The organism is Agathobacter ruminis, from assembly GCF_002735305.1.
GTDB lineage: Bacteria > Bacillota > Clostridia > Lachnospirales > Lachnospiraceae > Roseburia > Roseburia ruminis.
In genome coordinates, this window is record NZ_PDYG01000010.1 from 26664 (window position 1) to 44955 (window position 18292).

Annotated in this window: 16 protein-coding genes; all 16 read left to right on the top strand. The window is 42.6% G+C overall.

All coding sequences use genetic code 11. The features are described 5' to 3' along the window. The first annotated feature begins 13 nt into the window (after positions 1-13). Positions 14-1132 (top strand): ABC transporter substrate-binding protein, encoded by a 1119-nt coding sequence (locus CSX02_RS03170; protein ID WP_099385604.1) that lies wholly within the window; start codon positions 14-16, stop codon positions 1130-1132. A gap of 30 nt (positions 1133-1162) precedes the next feature. After that, the gene (hydA, locus tag CSX02_RS03175; RefSeq protein ID WP_099385605.1) at positions 1163-2530 is read left to right on the top strand and encodes a dihydropyrimidinase; all 1368 of its coding nucleotides are present in this window, start codon (positions 1163-1165) and stop codon (positions 2528-2530) included. A gap of 51 nt (positions 2531-2581) precedes the next feature. Continuing rightward, a complete protein-coding gene (preA, locus tag CSX02_RS03180) occupies positions 2582-4078 on the top strand; it encodes an NAD-dependent dihydropyrimidine dehydrogenase subunit PreA (RefSeq protein ID WP_099385606.1) in 1497 nt (498 codons plus the stop codon). 35 nt (positions 4079-4113) lie between these two features. Beyond that, on the top strand, positions 4114-5376 hold the full coding sequence (locus tag CSX02_RS03185; protein WP_099385607.1) for a Zn-dependent hydrolase: 1263 nt from the start codon (positions 4114-4116) through the stop codon (positions 5374-5376). Between the two features lie 17 nt (positions 5377-5393). Continuing rightward, positions 5394-6020 (top strand): cytidylate kinase-like family protein, encoded by a 627-nt coding sequence (locus CSX02_RS03190; RefSeq protein ID WP_099385608.1) that lies wholly within the window; start codon positions 5394-5396, stop codon positions 6018-6020. A 210-nt stretch (positions 6021-6230) separates the two neighbouring features. Continuing rightward, positions 6231-7370, top strand: coding sequence for a hypothetical protein (locus CSX02_RS03195; RefSeq protein WP_143248126.1), 1140 nt, complete (start codon positions 6231-6233; stop codon positions 7368-7370). 35 nt (positions 7371-7405) lie between these two features. Next, complete coding sequence (locus CSX02_RS03200; protein ID WP_330399410.1) at positions 7406-7708, top strand: hypothetical protein; 303 nt, start codon at positions 7406-7408, stop codon at positions 7706-7708. A 109-nt stretch (positions 7709-7817) separates the two neighbouring features. Beyond that, the gene (locus CSX02_RS03205) at positions 7818-8438 is read left to right on the top strand and encodes a flavin reductase (protein ID WP_099385610.1); all 621 of its coding nucleotides are present in this window, start codon (positions 7818-7820) and stop codon (positions 8436-8438) included. Between the two features lie 269 nt (positions 8439-8707). Then, the gene (locus CSX02_RS03210; RefSeq protein WP_099385611.1) at positions 8708-9478 is read left to right on the top strand and encodes a hypothetical protein; all 771 of its coding nucleotides are present in this window, start codon (positions 8708-8710) and stop codon (positions 9476-9478) included. After that, positions 9468-10187, top strand: a complete 720-nt coding sequence (locus CSX02_RS03215; protein WP_099385612.1) for a WxPxxD family membrane protein — start codon at positions 9468-9470, stop codon at positions 10185-10187. The genes CSX02_RS03210 and CSX02_RS03215 overlap by 11 nt, the downstream gene beginning before the upstream one ends. Continuing rightward, on the top strand, positions 10174-10866 hold the full coding sequence (locus CSX02_RS03220) for a DUF2705 family protein (RefSeq protein WP_099385613.1): 693 nt from the start codon (positions 10174-10176) through the stop codon (positions 10864-10866). The genes CSX02_RS03215 and CSX02_RS03220 overlap by 14 nt, the downstream gene beginning before the upstream one ends. Before the next feature lie 10 nt (positions 10867-10876). Next, complete coding sequence (locus CSX02_RS03225) at positions 10877-11506, top strand: ATP-binding cassette domain-containing protein (protein WP_099385614.1); 630 nt, start codon at positions 10877-10879, stop codon at positions 11504-11506. A 171-nt stretch (positions 11507-11677) separates the two neighbouring features. Beyond that, positions 11678-12940: a lipopolysaccharide biosynthesis protein gene (locus tag CSX02_RS03230; RefSeq protein WP_143248127.1), complete on the top strand. Its 1263-nt coding sequence runs from the start codon at positions 11678-11680 to the stop codon at positions 12938-12940. 24 nt (positions 12941-12964) lie between these two features. Further along, positions 12965-14050: a GGDEF domain-containing protein gene (locus tag CSX02_RS03235; protein ID WP_099385616.1), complete on the top strand. Its 1086-nt coding sequence runs from the start codon at positions 12965-12967 to the stop codon at positions 14048-14050. A 16-nt stretch (positions 14051-14066) separates the two neighbouring features. Continuing rightward, a complete protein-coding gene (locus tag CSX02_RS03240; protein WP_099385617.1) occupies positions 14067-16700 on the top strand; it encodes a fibronectin type III domain-containing protein in 2634 nt (877 codons plus the stop codon). 378 nt (positions 16701-17078) lie between these two features. Further along, complete coding sequence (locus CSX02_RS03245) at positions 17079-18188, top strand: aldo/keto reductase (protein WP_099385618.1); 1110 nt, start codon at positions 17079-17081, stop codon at positions 18186-18188. Positions 18189-18292 lie beyond the last annotated feature (104 nt).

The following is an 18292-nucleotide window of genomic DNA, read 5'->3' on the forward strand; positions in this document are numbered from 1 at the left end:
AGGAGAAAAAATTATGAAGGAAAGAACAAGACGACTGGTAACTACAACAGCAATTGCATCTGTGGCAATTGGATTGCTTTCAGGATGCGGCGGAAAGCAGGAAACGGGAAATTCAGAATCTGCCGGCGGAACCTCAACATCTGAATTGTCTGCAGCGGATATCATTAAGAAGGCAGCAGAGAGCGGACAGGTGGGAAACTGGGGACTTGGAAATGAATATGAGGTATTGGCGCTTCTATCAAAGTATGAACTTCCAACTTCGTATTTGAGCCAGGATTTTACAATGGATGGCTTTGATGATAATTCGATTTTGCTTGCATCTGCAATGACATATAACGAATTAGGTTTGGTAAAGAACAGTTATGATGGTGGATATGGTTATGGCGATAGCGTCGCATACATCGATATGAATGATGAAGGGGTAGCAATGCTTGAGGATAACATTTTCTGTACCAAGTCATTTGCAAAGGAAAATCCGGAAACGGTAGCAGCATTTTTGTATGCCTCATTAAAGGGATGGGAATATGCAGTGGAGCATCCGGAAGAAGCCGCTGAAATTTGCTATGAATATGGATCATCTGTTTCACCTGAGCATCAGGCATATATGGCAGAGGAGGTAGCGAAACTTGTTTCGACAGATATGAGTGGAGCTACAGTCACTGAAATTGGATTCATGGATGATTCGGCAATGGAGCAGACGCTTAATATTGCAAAGCAGTATGTCACATTAGACGATGCTACTGCAAATAAAGCATTTCAGTCATTGACACTCGATGATATCAGAGATGCAAGCTATTATGAGGCAGCAAAGGCTTCTGATGGAAAGTTTGATATCGAAAAGAAGTCCGTATCCATTCAGTTGAAGTGGTTACCTGATGCACAGTTTATGGGCTATTATGTGGCTCTTGATAAGGGCTATTATAAAGAAGTCGGATTTGAAAAAGTGGATATTGTATCCGGTGGTGGAGATATTGCAGAAACAACTGCGGTGAACAATGGAACAGTTGATTTCGGTGTGACATGGGAAACAAATCTTGCCTCTGCTGACGCAAGTGGTATGGATTTGGTAGAAATCGCACAGATTTTCCAGAGATCAGGATTGGTACTTGTGTATAAGCCGGAAAATTTCTAAGCGAACCTGTTTTAAGGAGAGGTGATCGATATGGATTTATTGATAAAAAATGGAACAATCGTAACATCCACCGGAAGTTTTCCGGCGGATGTCGCAGTCGAAGACGGGAAGATTGTCTCTATTGGTAAGGATTTAGGGACAGAAGCAAAGAAGGTTGTGGATGCAACCGGAAAGCTAGTTCTGCCGGGAGCTTTGGATGCACATACGCATTTGGCGATGCCATTTGGCGGAACCATTTCTGCAGACAGTTATTTATCCGGTACAAGAGCAGCTGTTTGCGGTGGTGTGACAACGATATTTGATTATCCGGTGCAGCATAAGGGTGAGACGATCTTAGGCCTTATCAATTCCAAGAAGGCAGTGTTGGAGGAAGAGGCATGCTGTGATTATGCATTTCATTGTTGTATTACCAATTTTAACGATGGCGAAATCTTAGACGAGATGGAGCAGGCGGTTGCAGATGGTATTACAAGTTTCAAATGCTTCCTGGTTTATAAGAAAGAAGGAATGATGGTTGATGATGGTATGCTGGCCACACTTCTGCTTCGAGCAAAGGAACTGGGCGCAATGATCAATGTGCATGCTGAAAATCCGGACCTGATTGATTTAAGAGTTGAACAATATTTAAAAGAAGGGAAGACGGATGCCTGGTATCACTACATGAGTCGGCCGGAATTTGTAGAGGCTGAAGCGGATAAGCGTGTAGTACATTGGGCGACACATCTGAATGCACCGGTGTATATCGTACATATGGCAGACAAAGAAGGCCTCGAAGCCTGCATTAAGGCTAAGGAGGAAGGACATGAATTATATGTAGAAACCTGCCCGCAGTATCTGGAATTCACTTGTGATGTGTACAAACGAGAGGATGGACGAAACTTTGTATGTTCGCCGCCAATGAAAGGACAGGAAAGTCAGGATGCTCTATGGCTGGCATTAAAGAGTGGATTTATTGACACCGTCGCAACGGATCATTGTCCGTTCCAAAGTTATGAAAAAGATTGGGGAAAAGATGATTTTACCAAGATTCCGAATGGCTGTGCAGGAGTGGAAAATCTTTATCCGTATATGCTTGATGCAGCCAATTCCGGAAAGATTCCATTTGAAAAAGTTGTGGAAGTCTGTGCAACAAATGTGGCAAAAATTTTCGGATGTGAGAATAAGGGCGAGATTGCTGTTGGTAAGGATGCAGATATTGTGATCTATGATAAGGATAAAGATTTTACAATCAGCGTCGACAATATGCATTCCGATTACGATCACACAATTTGGGAAGGAAAGAAACTTCACGGTTATCCGGTTCAGACTTATTTGCGCGGAGAACTTGTATATGACAATGGTGCATATGTTGGAAAACCAGGAACAGGAAAATATGTAAAGAGAATTCCCAAGAAGTAAAAATAAATGTGCAATTTGCAAGAATAAAGAGAAGTAAAGGAGGAGAGAAAAATGGCATGTGAAGCGAATAAATGTCTGTTATGTCATGATGCTCCCTGTTCAAAAGCTTGCGATAAGGGATTAGAGGTGGCAAGTATCATACGCTCCATTCGATTTGAGAACAAAACCGGAGCGATGAGAAAATTAGGAGAAACAGATGTATGTAAAGACTGTAGCGCACCATGTATGGATGCCTGCAGGAAAAGCGATATCGATGAAGCAATTAAGATTCCAACAATGTTTGCGCAGTTAAGAAATGAAAAGATTCTGGTGCCGGAGCAGAGTGTGGACTTGTCGATAGATTCTTGTGGTGTACATTTTGAAAATCCTTTTTTACTTTCTTCTTCTGTTGTAGGTAGCAATTACGAAATGGTTGCAAAAGCCTTTGAATTAGGTTGGGCAGGAGTGGCATTCAAGACGATAGGTTTATTTCAACCGAATGAAGTTTCGCCGAGATTTGGAGCTTTAGAGAAAGAAGATAATCCTTTTATTGGTTTTAAAAATATTGAGCAGATTTCGGATCATAGTTTGGAGGAAAATTTAGGTTTCCTAAAGCGGCTGAAAAAAGAATATCCGACCAAAGTGATTATCGCCTCGATTATGGGACAAAATGAAGAGGAATGGACAAAACTTGCGGGACTTATGGAAGCGGCCGGCGCTGATATGATTGAGTGTAATTTCTCTTGTCCGCAGATGGTGGGAGAAGGACTAGGAAGCGATGTGGGAACAAATCTGGAGTTGGTGGAGAAGTATACTGCGGCCACAAGGCGTGGTACAACGCTCCCGATATTGGCAAAGATGACCCCAAATATTACAAAGATGGAAGAACCGGCTGCAGTGGCGCTAAAAGCCGGGGCAGATGGACTTGCTGCCATTAATACGATTAAGAGCATTATGAATGTGGATTTGAAACATTTTGGATCAACGCCAAATGTGCAGGGAAAGTGTTCCGTAGGAGGATATTCAGGAAAAGCAGTTAAGCCAATTGCCCTTCGATTTATCAATGATATGAAAAAGGATGAGAGGACAAAGAATGCTCCAATTTCCGGAATGGGAGGAATAGAAAACTGGAAAGATGGTGCGGAATTCATTGCGATGGGGTGTGAAACCTTGCAGGTAACAACAGCAGTTATGCAATATGGTTATCGCATCATTGAGGATATGAAGGAGGGATTATCGGATTATTTAGTTCAGGCGAATATGTCAAGCGTGAAAGAGCTGGTTGGAGTTGCGCTTGGACATGTGGTTGATGCAGGGGATTTGGATCGGGATACAATCGAATATCCGCGCTTTGTGCACAAAAATTGTGTGGGTTGCGGAAGATGTTATATTTCCTGTTTCGATGGTGGCCATCAGGCAATTGTGATGGATGAGAAAACACATAAGCCTATGATGAATCCGAAAAAATGTGTAGGCTGTCACTTGTGTATGCTGGTATGTCCGACGGAATCTATTACACCATCAGGAATTCGAATTCCGAAGAAAAAGCAAGAAGAAATGGCATCATAAATGAATGAGAAACTAAGGAAAGAAGGTAATTAGATATGTACAAATGCAGTTTAGAGAGAATGACAGATAAAATCAAAACCTTTTCTACATACGGAGACGCAGGACATGGAGGAATCACCAGATATTCTCTGTCACCGGAAGCAATTCAGGCGAGAAATGAATTCATCAAGAGAATGGAGTCAATAGGAGCAATCATCGAGGTGGATGATGTGGCAAATATCTATGCAACTCTTCCGGGAACAGACCCGGACGCAAAGAGAATTGTAATGGCTTCCCACTGCGATTCGGTGAAAAATGGCGGAAATTACGATGGAATTCTAGGTGTTATGTCTGCTATGGAAGTTTTAGAAACAGTTGCGGAACAGGATATTCCGCATAAACATCCTTTGACAGCGATGATATGGACCAACGAAGAAGGCTCCTTATATCCACCTGCAATGATGTGTTCCGGAATTGTTTGTTATGATTATTTGCCGGAAGATATTCGTGTGAAATTTAAATATGAGGATATGATGAATTCCAAGAGTATTCTCGATCAGACCAGTACATTTGGTGATGCATTAAAGGCTTCCGGATTTATGGGGGACAAAAAATATCGTCTATCTCCGGACAACTATTTGTATATGTTTGAAACACATATTGAGCAGGGACCGATTTTAGAGGATGCCGGAAATGATGTGGGTGTTGTAGATTGTGTACTGGGTATGTTTAATTACAGATTACGGTTCTATGGTCAGACTACACATGCGGGAACTTTCCCTATGCCAAAGAGAAAAGATGCTTTTTTGGCAGCGTCTATGGCTCTGACTTATCTTCATGAGAAAATCGACAAGCTTGGGTATTCTGATTTGGTATATACAACCGGCGAGGTGGTTTGTCATCCGTGTGTTCATACTTGTGTACCGGATTTCTTTGATTTTTCATTTGATGCACGTCATGAGGATCCAAAGGTGCTTGAACAGGTGCTGGCAATTGTGAAAGGTTGTGCAGATAAGGTATGGGCAGGATGTACTTGCGAGGTGGAAAAGGCATGGAATCGTGATACGGTATACTGGGATAAGAAGTTGGTTTCTTATGTGAAAGAAGCAGCAGAAGAGTGTGGCGTATCGCATCAATATATCCATTCCGGAGCAGGACATGATGCACAGTTTGCATCATATATGCTTCCTACTACTATGATTTTTGTGCAGTCAAAAGATGGATTAAGCCATTGCGAGCCGGAGTATTCTTCTCCGGAACATTGTACGGAAGGCGCAACCGTAATGTTGAATGCAGTTTTAAAAGCAGATGCTGAGTAACGCAAAAAGGAGTGCCTATGAACTATATCATTACCATCGCCAGAGGATTCGGAAGTGGCGGAAAAGATATCGGAATGCGTTTGTCAAAAGAACTGGGCATTCCCTGTTACGATCGCCAGATTTTGACAATGGCGTCAGATCAAAGTGGAATTGATGAGAGCATCTTTGTAGAGAACGATGAAAAGTTACGAGGAAAATATATTGCGAACTTCCTTAGAAAAGTTCCGGTTACCGGTGTTGTTGAACCATGGGACAGAGCGTTCGTATCTGATGTTAATGTATTTAATGTGCAAGCGGATATTATTCGAACATTGGCATCTACAGAGAGCTGTATCATCATTGGAAAATGTGCAGATGATATTTTGCGCGATAGAAAAAATGTAATCAGTATTTATGTGGAAGCCCCGCGACATGCATGTGTGAAATCAATCACCGAGAAAATGCGCGTGTCGCCGGAGCGGGCAGCAAAACTCATTGTAAGCACAGATAAATATCGGGCAAATTATTACAGCTATTATACCGGAGGGAAGAAGTGGACAAACCCTACGAATTATGATTTGGTTCTCAATAGTGACCGAATTGGAAGAGAAAAATGCGTTCAAATCATAAAAGAATATATCAAAATTAAGTTCTCTCAAACTTAACTTTTTTACCTTTGGGGACGGGGGTTAGCGGATAGTCCTGTGTCCCCAAAGGTGTAGTACCCCGTCCCTAAAGGTATAACCCAAATAAGTATTTCCTATAATCAAAAAAATGGTTATAATGGTGATTGTCTTTAAACCCTTTTCGGAGTATTAATCGTCTTTATAGTATAAGGCAAGACTCAGATTTATGATTATAGGAGGAACCAGAAATTGAAAATGAACAAAATGATGAAACGGATAGTGACAGCATTCCTGGCATTGGCTATGATGATCACAATCATTCCGGCACAAAAAGTAGAGGCTGTTACGAACACAAGAATTAATGTAAACACGATGCAAAGTGTATCATTAAACCCAGAAGAAGAAGCGATGTACAGTTTTAAGGCACCGCAAGATGGATATTTTAGGATTGAAGCGACTTTGATTGAAAAACGATCAATGTGGAGCGCAGATTTTACGGTATTTGATGCTACCGGAAGACAAATCACGGAAACGCTTAGTGCCAAAGAACCGGGGCGGTCTTGTTCTACTGCTTTGTTTGCTTCAAAGGGCGGACAGGTTTTTAATATCAAGGTTGATTCACCGTTTGATCAAGTTGTCGTAGATTTTAAAGTAGTATACAATACTTCAGCTAACTGGGAAAATGAATTTAATAACTCAGCAAAAACTGCCTGCATCTTAAAAAATAATCAATACAAATATGGAAGCATTACATATGATGATGAATATGACTATTTCAAATTTGCAGTAGCAAAGACTTCTAAAGTAAAGATTACATTTGGACCAAATGAGGTTACCGGAAATGATAACAACTGGGATGTTGATATCATTAATACGAATAATGAAACCGTCAGTCTGTTTCATGGAACTAAGACCATCAAAGCCAAGACAGTTTATTTAAAGAAGGGCACCTATTATTTACGGGTTCATAGTAATTTTTTTAATGCCAAAAATGTGGAATATAAAATTAAATACCAGGCATCTGCATATACTGTAAAAGCACCTTCATTATCGAAAGTAACCGTAAAGGTATCAAATTCGATTTTTTCCAAGGGAAAAAGATATTTAAACAAAATTTCTTTGAAAACAAGTGGTTATGTCGATGGTTATACTGTTCAGGTTGCAAAGAAGAAGTCAATGGCCGGAAAGTATATCAGTACCAATGTATTCCGCAGTCCATACAATAATTATGTCACATCAAAGACAATCAGATTTTCGGATTATACGTACAAAAACGGATTAAAGAGCAAGAAGGCAACATACTATGTCCGTGTACGAGGAATTGTAAAAGATCCGTTTGGACATTTCATTTACGGAAAATACAGTAAAATCAAAAAAGTCACAAAATAAATTTCCTATGCAAAAAGTACTTACATTTTTAAAGGATGCAGGAACTTATTACCTTGCAACCGTGGATGGCGACCGGCCTGTCCAAAGATGTGGCCAAACAGATTTTCGCAAATCCGAAGGTTGAACTTTGTGCATTCAAGGATGGACAATGGATCCGCGTAGCGGGTGAACTGGTTGAGGACAATCGCCGTGAAGCGAAGCAGTCCATGCTGGATGACTATCCATCGCTACAGCAGATGTATTCTGCCGATGATGAGAACACATTAGTATTCTACTTCAAGAATGCGAAGGCGACTTTCTGCTCATTTACAGGTGCGCCTGAAACCGTTGAATTTTAGAAAAATTATAATTATGATGCATGAAATCCATTATGACAGTATAATTATTGTTGTAATGGATTTTTTGCATCTACATTGATTGTATAGCATAGTCAAAGGAGGAGGCACTATGGACAAAAAGGCAATGTATCAATTGAGCTATGGTTTGTTTGTGATTACTGCCAATCGCGATGGCAAAGACAATGGGTGCATCACAAACACAGCAATCCAGGTGACATCGGAACCAAATCGGATTTCGGTCGCCATCAACAAAGCAAATTATACGCATGACATGGTGCGCGATACCGGCGTGTTTACAGTCTCTGTCATCAGCGAAGATGCTGATTTTGCACTGTTTGAACATTTCGGATTTCAATCCGGCCGTGACGTGGACAAATTTGAAGACTTCGCGGATTGCAAGCGCGCGCAAAATGGCACGATGATCATTACAAAAGGTACAAATGCATTTATCTCTGCAAAAGTAGAGCAGATGGTTGATTTGGGCAGTCATACCTTGTTTATCGCAGAAGTAACTGACATGGAGATGCTTTCTGACGCAGCATCTGCCACTTATACCTATTATCAGCAAAATATCAAGCCAAAGCCACAGGAAGCACCAAAGGCACCGGAAGGCCAGCATGTTTGGCGCTGCAAAATCTGTGGATACGAGTATGTCGGAGAAACATTGCCGGATGACTATATTTGTCCGATTTGTAAGCACCCGGCATCAGATTTTGAACAAATCAGTTAATTTAAGATGACATGATCCCCCTTGAGCAGAGACCTGTTTGAGGGGGATTTTTTTGAATTCGCTATGCAAATTACAGATCAGGATGACTATGAAAAACGGGAAACGCAATTGCCCGCGTGACACGAGCGAACACAAAAAAAGGAGCAATCAAAAAACTCTTCTTGACAATAAAGTGGTGCTACATTATACTGTTTTTTGGTTAGAACACAAAGATGGGACCAATGTATCTTATACAGGTGTGTACCTGAATCGTTAGTTAGGAGTGTACCATGGAGCTTGAGATAGAAAAGACGAGAAGGGATTGGAAGAAAGTCCTGATCCTACTTGTTTTGATTCTGATTCCGTTGTTGGATGCGGGGATTCTGTATTTTGATGTATACAGTGATTACTGGTTTTATCCGGAGGATTATCCGAATGGACCGTCACATATGCATCGATTCATACCGACAGTGGCAGCTTTTTTGTCCGGTAACAGCCATGGACATTTGATGCAAATGATTTTCATTTTTTTGATGCCAATTTATATCATGATTATGAATGCGGACAGTTATTTGCAGGAAAAGAGCTGTGGCTATCTATCAACTTGTTACACGCGTATTTCCCGAAAAACATATTTAATGAATAAATGGAAGAGTGCATTTTCGATTTCCACCGGTGTTACACTGGTGGCGATTTTACTTAATCTGGTGGTTTGTTATGTGTTGTTTTGGGGTGGCACGTGGACCGGTGGTGGAAACGAAGAGGATGCACTTTATATTTATTTGATTTATGTGATTTCATTTTGTTTGATTGTTGGTCTGTATGGGGTTTATTGCTCATGCTTGTGCATGATTACAGGAAACAGAATGATTGCTTATGCACTGGCGGTTTTGCCATGGTTGGGAATGATTCATAGTCCTTGGAGCATTGTAAATGCGATGCAACCATATACTGAATATGGATATGAATATTTTGTCATTGCATGGTTGCAGATCCTAATACTGTGTGGACTGACCATCCTATTTACAAAACTGGTATGGGAGAAACGGGATGAGTTATAGAAAAATTGCCATGTGGGGCATGTATGTAGTCTTTTTGTTGATGTTTTGGGTGGTAATCAATTGGAATTGTTTTCCGATGTTTTTGCCGGGGGACATTGATGGACTGCAACAGATGACTTTTTCCGATCGCGGATATAATGCAACCGGGACGCATGCGATTACAATGATGATCTGGTATGTTCTGTTGCTTTATCTGGCAATTCCAAAAGTAGAATCGCAACAGTTGATTCGTATGTCCAGAAATCGATATCTCTTTCGTCAGGTTTATGGGAAGGCGCTTGGGATGACATTTCTTTTTACTTTGATCATGGAAAGTGTATTGTTGATTCCTGTGGTTGTGGTAAACGGTTGGGAACGCTTGAGCAAGATTTCGTTTTTTGAAGTAGCATTGCTGCAAGGTCTGTATGACTTGCTCTTCTATGCGCTGTTCGGATGTCTCTATGCCTGGCTTTTTACCCTCTTTGGAGTTGCGACAAAAGCAATTGCACTTACGGTATCCGCTTCTATATTGATGCGTTTTCTGGCAGACACGTTGCCGGTATGGATGCCAATTCACATTCGGGATGTGTTCATAAGATGGAACGAGCCAGGGCTTTCGGCCGGGAGCGAAATACAGCATGTGCTGCGCATCGTGATTTTGATTTTGGTATTGATTTGCTGTAATCTGGTCTGGTTCAAAAGAATGGATGTGCTGAATGACAAGAAATAAATATTGGCTGATTGCAGCCGCAATCCTGTTTCTCACTTGGAAAATGGCATCCGGATATGAGAGTGGATTGTTTTCAAATCTCTATCGAGGATTAGATTTTAACAGTCTAATCATATATTATGCCGAGCAAATTGCATTATATTTTTGCTACAGTCTGATTATTTTTGACTGTTTTAAAGAATATCTGGAACAGTACGCCATCTTCCTTGTGATACGAAGCAAAAAGCGTGTGCACCTGCTCTATCATTGTTGTGGAGTATTGCTGCTGCATCTACTTTTGGTGGAAGCGATGAAAATCGTCTTTTTCGTAGGAATCAATTGGATGAAATATCATCGTTTTGCCTTTGATTTCGTATTGCCGATGGCAGAATATATGCTTGGAATGTCAGTGTTTTTGATGTTTCAGATGTTGATGGAAATGATGATGGCTTCGGCGGTTGCGTTACTCATTTCGGCGGGCCTGTTTATTGTGAATCTGGCGATGGCAGATATGTTTTTTTCAAATGGTCAGCTTGAAATGGCGAAATGGATGCCGACAACAGGCATGTTTTTGGAAAGAAAAATACATTTTCAAAACCCGGGGTTTTCGCATATGCAATATTGCCTTTTAATGCTGTTACTATTGGTTGTGATGTGGGTGATTGCATATTTTTATTTGCGAAAAAAGGATTTTTGTTAGGAGAAAAAGCATGATTGCATTGAATAATATCAGCAAAAGAATCAAAAATAAAGACATCCTGGTTCAGGTGGCGTACGAGTTCGAACCGGGAAAAATATATGGTTTGTATGGTCGCAACGGATCCGGGAAGACGATGTTGTTGCGTGCCATCGCGGGTTTGATTTCGTTGGACGATGGTGAAATCACAATTGACGACAAGACTTTGCATAAAGATATGGATTTTCCGGAGAGCGTTGGCGTCATTATCGAGCATACCAACCTGTTGCCGCAATATGATGCATTTACCAATTTGAAATTGTTATCAAAAATCAAGAAGGTGGCGACCGAGGAAGATATCAGAAATGCCATTTTGGCAGTGGGGCTGGATCCTGACTGCAAGGATCGCGTCCGGACATATTCGCTTGGAATGAAGCAGCGCTTGGCAATTGCACAGGCCATTTTTGAAGATCCTGATATCCTGTTACTGGATGAGCCAACGAATGCGTTGGACGAGAAGAGCATAGACATGGTGCGCGGGATTCTACTGCAAAAGAAGGCGGAGGGAAAAACCATAATTCTGGCCAGCCATAACAAGGAGGACCTTGACATCCTTTCTGATGTGACAATCAAGATGGATGCGGGACAACTTGTTGTTGCGTAGCCTTGAGAACCGGGCAGATAGGTGTTGAAAAAATTTGTATTTTCGGTAAAATAAATATTGTTGGTATAGAAAAATATTCGAGGAAGCGTGCTTGCATGGATCCTCGATTTTTTTATTCATATCGAAACATATAAAAGCATAGAAAAATTATTTGATATAGATGGAGTGTTTATGAAAAACTGGTTTACAAAAAAAACAACACGATTCAGCGAATTCCTATGGAATATTCTGGGGTCCGGATTCTTTGCGGTGCAGGCGGCATTGATTCTGACGGTCATTTCCAGGAAATATGATATCGAAACTGCCGGAATGGTCACATTTGCGTATGCGTTTGCAGTATTGATTTATGCGGTTTCCCGTTGGGGCATGAGAAATTATCAGGCTTCCGACCTGGACGAAAAATTTTCTTTCCGCAATTATCTTGGTGCACGCGTGATTTCCTGCCTGATCGCAATCCTGATTACATTTGTTTTTCTTGCGATACAATTTGCAAGCGGCAATTATGCAATTGACAAATTACATATTATTTTGGGAATCGCAATTTTGAAAGTGATTGATGCATTTGAAGATGTGATTTTGGGCAGACTGCAGCAAAAGGATATTTTTATCGCTGCCGCTAAAATGATGGCAATCCACCAGATTGCGGTAACAGCGATGATTATGCTGCTGGCGTGGTTTGCAATTCCAATTCAATTTTTGTTTTATTTTGCAGATGCATTTGCAGTTTTGTTGATGCTGGGATTGATCTGGCTGACTCGCCCATTGCTCAGTGATACGCATGAAGCGATTTCCCGGCGCACGGTATTTACATTGTTAAAAGAGTGCATGCCGCTGAACATCGGCATCGCGCTTTCTGTTTATGTCAGCAACATTCCGAAATATGCGATTGATATGTATATGAGTGAGGAAGTGCAGGCAATTCTGGGATATATTATGCTTCCGGTGTTTGTCGTGACACTGGTCAGCCAGTTCCTGTACCAGCCGTTTATCCGTGAACTGGCTTATTTCTGGGAATCCGGACAACTGAGACGATTATACAAAAAGATGTTGACGCAAATCGCCTGGATCCTTGGCTGTACTGTGCTGGTTTTGGTCGGCTGCTGGGTGATTGGCCTGCAAATCCTGTCATGGATGTATCATGTCAATCTGCTGGACTATAAGATGATTTTTACCATCTTTCTTGGTGGGGGAGCGTTGTATGCACTGGCATTTTATTTGAATGTTTTGCTTACGATCACGCGTTGTCAACACAGCATCGCAATTGGCTATTTACTGGCCACTGCCGTAGCGTTGCTGTCGCAAAAGACGATGGCGGATCGATTTGGGGTATCCGGAATCGCCTGGCTGTACCTGGTGGTGAATGCGGTTATGTTTCTGGTATTTATTGTCACATTGTTGTGGACATTCCGGAAACGGTCGAAGCAGGTACAATAATTTTAGAGTAAAGAGGACAAAACGATGGATAGTGCAAAAATATTTGCAAACCATTTTATCATGCTTGCGGAGCTTGTTGGTTTGTGGAGCATGCTGGATATGGGCGTGCACATTAAACGCAAGACAGTGCGGACGATGAAGAGCATCATCCTGCTGATCGGGCTGGAGGCGATTCTTTGGTCGGTGGAAAAATGGACGCAAAGCTTTGAAACATTAAGCATTGCGCGTCCTATTTTGACATCAACCATTTATTTACTGTATCCGATTATTATGCTGGTAGTGATTCATTTGACAAAAATCGCAGATCGCTATGTGCGATGGCTTTCCATTCCCGTCATCATCAGCGCTCCGATTCTGTATACGTCGCAGTGGACGCACTTGATTTTCTGGATGACGGAGGATAATCTTTACCATAGCGTGGGGAATCCGTTAAAATATTATTCGTATTATCTGGTTGCAATCTATCTGCTGATTTTTCTGTTTTTGCTTTTGAAATATAATCAAAAAATCAGCCGGCGCGACCGAATGAGCATCTTGTGGTGTATCGCAATCGCGGTTCTGGGCGTGATGATTATGGTGATAGCGGATATGGATGTGGATTACAGTACGCTTTTTGCATCGGTATTGGTCTTGTATTATCTGTTCATTTACACAAAAACCGCAAAAGCGGATACGCTGACCGGCTTACTGAATCGACAGTGCTATTATGCGGATGAACAAAGAGAGCGCGACCGTATCACCTGCGTTGTCTCTGTGGACATGAATGATTTGAAAAAAATCAATGACAGTCAGGGACATGAGGCGGGAGACCTTGCATTAATGACGGTTTCAACGTGTCTGAGCAAGGGAATGGGACGCAAAAAGCATGTCTATCGCATTGGCGGAGATGAATTCGCAATTTTTTATCTGTACTGGGATGAAGATGATGTGAGAACGGACATTGCAACCATGCAGAAACTGCTGTCCAAAACCGACTATGTATGCGCATTTGGATACCAGATGGTGGAGGACGGTATGGAGTTGCGCGAGGCAATGCGGGAAGCGGATCGCAAAATGTATTTGAACAAATCGGAACTAAAGGGCACCACAGCCCCGAAACCTGAACAATAGACCGGAGGTTATCAGTTTGAAGAGATCGATTTTATCAAATCAATATAAAAAGGCGCTGGCGCTGCTTTTGTTACTTTCACTTTTGATATCCGGGTTGCTGCCGGATGCACAAGTGGCGGCTACAGATGCATTTGGCGAGAATCCTAAAACTGATCGTCCAACGACGATGGGCTTGGCACCGGCAGATAGTATGGATCATCGTTCAACAGTGACGGACCTGGCTTATGCGGATCGTTTGAATGCGTCGAACGAGATGACTGTCACAGACGAGATGACTGCCGCAGACGAGTTGACTGTCGCAGACGAGCTGACTGCCGCAGACGAGATGACTGCCGCAGACGAGATGACTGTCGAGGACGAGTTGACTGACACGGATCAGTCGGAAGACGTGGTTTCGCCTGAAGATTATGCGCGATATGAAGAGGAGGACCGCAAGGATTATCTTGCTGTCAAAAAGATTCGTGCTGCACGAGCAAAAGCCAACAAAACAGGCAATACTGCGGCATCATCGCTGCAGTCTGTGGAATGGGCCGACAAAAAGCTTGTGAATTCCATTGATGGAAAAGGCCTCACACATGAGAGCCAGCATTCTGCCAGCGCAAAGATTTTTGGCATCGATGTGTCCAAATGGAATGGGGATATCGATTGGAAAAAAGTAAAAAATGCGGGCGTTTCATTTGTAATCATTCGCGTGGGCAATCGCTTTTCTGCAAGCGGTAAACTGGCGGTGGACCCGTATTTTGAATCCTATATCAAGGGTGCTCATTCGGTTGGTTTGCCGGTCGGAATCTATTATTTTTCACAGGATATCAGCACTGCAGAGGCCAAGGCATCTGCCCAATTCGTTTTGAAGCAGATCAAAAAATATGCTTCCTATATCAGCTATCCGATTTTTTATGATATGGAAATGATAGACGGCGGCCGCCTGGACAAGGCGAATCTGTCCAAAAAGAAACGGACCGACATCTGGTGTACATTTTGCGACGCGGTCAAGGCTGCCGGATATATTCCGGGTGTCTATGCATCTTATTACAGTTATTATGATTACAATGATAATGCGGTAGATTCGGCCCATGTTTCGACCAGCCTGTTTGAGAAAAAGGGTTATTACATTTGGCTTGCGCGTTACAATACACGGACTTACAGCAGCAGACCATACAGCATGTGGCAATACAGTTCCACCGGCAAAGTGGATGGAATCAATAGCTATGTGGATTTGAATGTGGCATATGTTCGTGCTGAGCAAACGAAGGCGACGGCATCGTCTTTTAGCGTGAAGTGGGACAAACTGGATAAGGCAAAAGGCTATTATTATGCAGTTTTTGACAAAAAAGGAAACAAATTATATGGCGCGCATACGACAGGGCGTACCGCTACGATTACGAAGTTTAGCGACAAGAGTGCGCCAAAGACCGGACAGAAATATATTTTTAAAGTAAGAAAATATACATTGGATGCAAGCGGCAAGAAAGTTTATGGCAAGTATGTCATTTCCGCGCCGGTCTATACGACTCCGTGCGATATCAAAACCATTGCCTGCAAGGCCAAAAGTCAGACCGGAAATGGCGCAACCATTACCTGGAGTGCGGCAAAGGGGGCAACCGGATATGAGATTTATTGCAAAGAAGAAGGTCGGGCTGCGTACCGGAAACTGGCAATGACAGACCGCACATCCTATGTGATTCACGAACTGTCACCACAGAAAAAATATACTGTTAAAGTCATACCATTTGTGAATGTGACCGGCAATGATTTTTACGGAAATGAATCGGATACGGTTACCTTCTGTACATCGGTGGCAACGGTTACTCCGCTCAAGCAAGTGTCAACCTCAAAGAATCGCATTTGCATCGGTTGGACCTGGCCGAAGAACGTCCTCGGATTACAGGTGTTCCTGTATGATGCGGATGGAAAGCAGGTCACCGAGCCGGTGACCATCGAAGATCAGACCACTCAATCCTATGCCTATAGCGGATTGACGCCGGGCGCAAAGTACATTTGCAAAGTGCGCGCCTACGGCATGAATGCGGAAGGTACATTGGTTTATGGCCGGCCGGGCAGAATCGAAGTCAAAACACGACCGGAACAGACAACCGGACTGAAGCGCAAGACAAGCACTGCCAATTCCACCACAATTGTTTGGAAACCGGTGGCCGGCGCGGATGGATATCGCGTATATCAATGGAATGCGTCCAAGAAGTCATGGAAATATGTCAAGACGACAACGCAACCGAGCTATAGTGCAAAGAAACTGAAAATTGCCACAAAATATAAATATCGTGTCCGTGCGTTCGTGAAGTCCAATGGCATTTATGGCTTCGGCACTTATTCCGATGCCTACGAGACTGCAACCAAAGCACCGAAACCAAAGTCTCTCAAAATAAAATTCAAATCGGCCACTTCAGCCACCCTCAAATGGTCTAAAGTGACCGGAGCAACCGGCTATCGCATATTAATCTACGATCGCGCCGGCAAGCTCGTCGATACCCGCCTGACGAAAAAGACAAGCTGCAAAGTAACCGGGCTCAAGCGCGGCAAAACTTATCGGTTCCGCGTGCAGGCATATATTACTACCGGCTCGACCACTGTTTTTGGTTCTTCCCTTTGGGGACGGGGGTCAGCGGATAGTCGGGTGTCCCAAAAGGTATAGTACCCCGTCCCCAAAGGGAAGAAGGGTGTCCCCAAAGAATAAAAAATCACTCAAAAATGGCGCTTTTACGCGTTTCCCAAAATAATAATCATTATGGGCTTGCGAGAAAATATCCGATTGGGAAATTGAATTATTCAATAATGATCTGAAAGAAGCTGCAAACATACCTGTTTGCAGCTTTTTTGACGTGTTTTTTACACCTTAGGGACAGGTTACTCACCTTTGGGGACGGGGTACTATTACTTTGGGGACACCCGACTATCCGCTGACCCCCGTCCCCAAAGGTGAAAAAAATTTGTGAAGCCCTCGATTAATATGGAAACGGAAAATCTGCCATGTTATAATTAGCCAAGAGAGAGCATTTAGGAGGACTAAAATATGGAAAAAAAATTGTATAAAGATGGCATTGCATTGTCCCGTCTTGGTATGGGAAATATGCGTTTGCCAATTGGAGCGGGCGGAGACAGCGATATTGACTATGAAAAGGCGCAGGAAATCATTGACTATGGAATGAGCCACGGAATCAATTATTATGACACTGCTTATGTGTATCATCGTGGCGAATCAGAGCGCTTTGTCGGAAAAGCACTTGCGAAATATGATCGTTCCAGCTATTGTATTGCAACCAAATTTAGCTCATTCGCAAGCCGTGACTACAAGAAAATGTTTGAGGAGCAGTTGCAGAAACTGGACAAAGATTACATTGATTTTTATTTGCTTCATGCAGTGGAAAATGCCAATGTAGATTTTTATTTGACCAGCGGTTGCATCGAGTATTTCCTTGAGCAGCAGCAGAAAGGTAGAATCAAATATTTTGGTTTTTCTTCTCACGCAGATCCGGATCAGCTTGAGCGTATTGCAAACCATCATAAGTGGGATTTTGCACAGTTACAGATCAATTATTATGACTGGAAATATGGCACGGCAAAAGAAGAATATCAGATTTTAAAAGACAGAGAGATTCCGATTGTTGTTATGGAACCGGTGCGTGGCGGCAAACTTGCGGAATTAAGCCCTGAAGCAACCGCAATTCTGAAGGAGGCGCATCCGGATTGGAGCATCGCAGCATGGGCATTGCGCTTTGTACGCAGCCTTGATCAGGTACAGGTAATCCTTTCGGGCATGAGCAATATGGAACAAATTCAGGATAATGTAAATACATTTGATGATGAAACTCCATTGTCGGAAGCAGACAAAGAAGTACTGTTCCGCGCATTGGAAGTATTCCATGATCGCCTTGTGGTTCCTTGCACCGCGTGCCGTTATTGTACGCCGGATTGTCCAATGAATATCAACATTCCGGAATGGCTGACATTGTATAACACATACAAATGCGATGGGGCATGGGAAATTAAGGAAAAGGCAGCCGCAATCGAATCAGAGGGCAAACCTTCTGACTGTATTGCATGTGGCAGCTGCGTAGGACATTGCCCGCAGAATATTCAGACACCTGAGATTATGCAGGAGCTTGCAAGCGTGTTGGCGTAAGAAGCCTATGCATTGACAGAAATATATAGAGTGCTTAATCATATGATTTTATCTCAGTCGGGGTTACAATCTCCGACTGAGATAAACGCTCCGCGAGGATGCGC

Bases quoted from the DNA above. Each gene is read 5' to 3' on its own strand.
- CSX02_RS03210 (WP_099385611.1), top strand. From the start codon at position 8,708: ATGGAGCTTGAGATAGAAAAGACGAGAAGGGATTGGAAGAAAGTCCTG.
- CSX02_RS03225 (WP_099385614.1), top strand. From the start codon at position 10,877: ATGATTGCATTGAATAATATCAGCAAAAGAATCAAAAATAAAGACATC.
- CSX02_RS03185 (WP_099385607.1), top strand. From the start codon at position 4,114: ATGTACAAATGCAGTTTAGAGAGAATGACAGATAAAATCAAAACCTTT.
- CSX02_RS03220 (WP_099385613.1), top strand. From the start codon at position 10,174: ATGACAAGAAATAAATATTGGCTGATTGCAGCCGCAATCCTGTTTCTC.
- CSX02_RS03205 (WP_099385610.1), top strand. From the start codon at position 7,818: ATGGACAAAAAGGCAATGTATCAATTGAGCTATGGTTTGTTTGTGATT.
- CSX02_RS03190 (WP_099385608.1), top strand. From the start codon at position 5,394: ATGAACTATATCATTACCATCGCCAGAGGATTCGGAAGTGGCGGAAAA.
- CSX02_RS03215 (WP_099385612.1), top strand. From the start codon at position 9,468: ATGAGTTATAGAAAAATTGCCATGTGGGGCATGTATGTAGTCTTTTTG.
- CSX02_RS03235 (WP_099385616.1), top strand. From the start codon at position 12,965: ATGGATAGTGCAAAAATATTTGCAAACCATTTTATCATGCTTGCGGAG.
- CSX02_RS03230 (WP_143248127.1), top strand. From the start codon at position 11,678: ATGAAAAACTGGTTTACAAAAAAAACAACACGATTCAGCGAATTCCTA.
- CSX02_RS03170 (WP_099385604.1), top strand. From the start codon at position 14: ATGAAGGAAAGAACAAGACGACTGGTAACTACAACAGCAATTGCATCT.
- CSX02_RS03200 (WP_330399410.1), top strand. From the start codon at position 7,406: ATGCAGGAACTTATTACCTTGCAACCGTGGATGGCGACCGGCCTGTCC.
- hydA (WP_099385605.1), top strand. From the start codon at position 1,163: ATGGATTTATTGATAAAAAATGGAACAATCGTAACATCCACCGGAAGT.
- CSX02_RS03245 (WP_099385618.1), top strand. From the start codon at position 17,079: ATGGAAAAAAAATTGTATAAAGATGGCATTGCATTGTCCCGTCTTGGT.
- preA (WP_099385606.1), top strand. From the start codon at position 2,582: ATGGCATGTGAAGCGAATAAATGTCTGTTATGTCATGATGCTCCCTGT.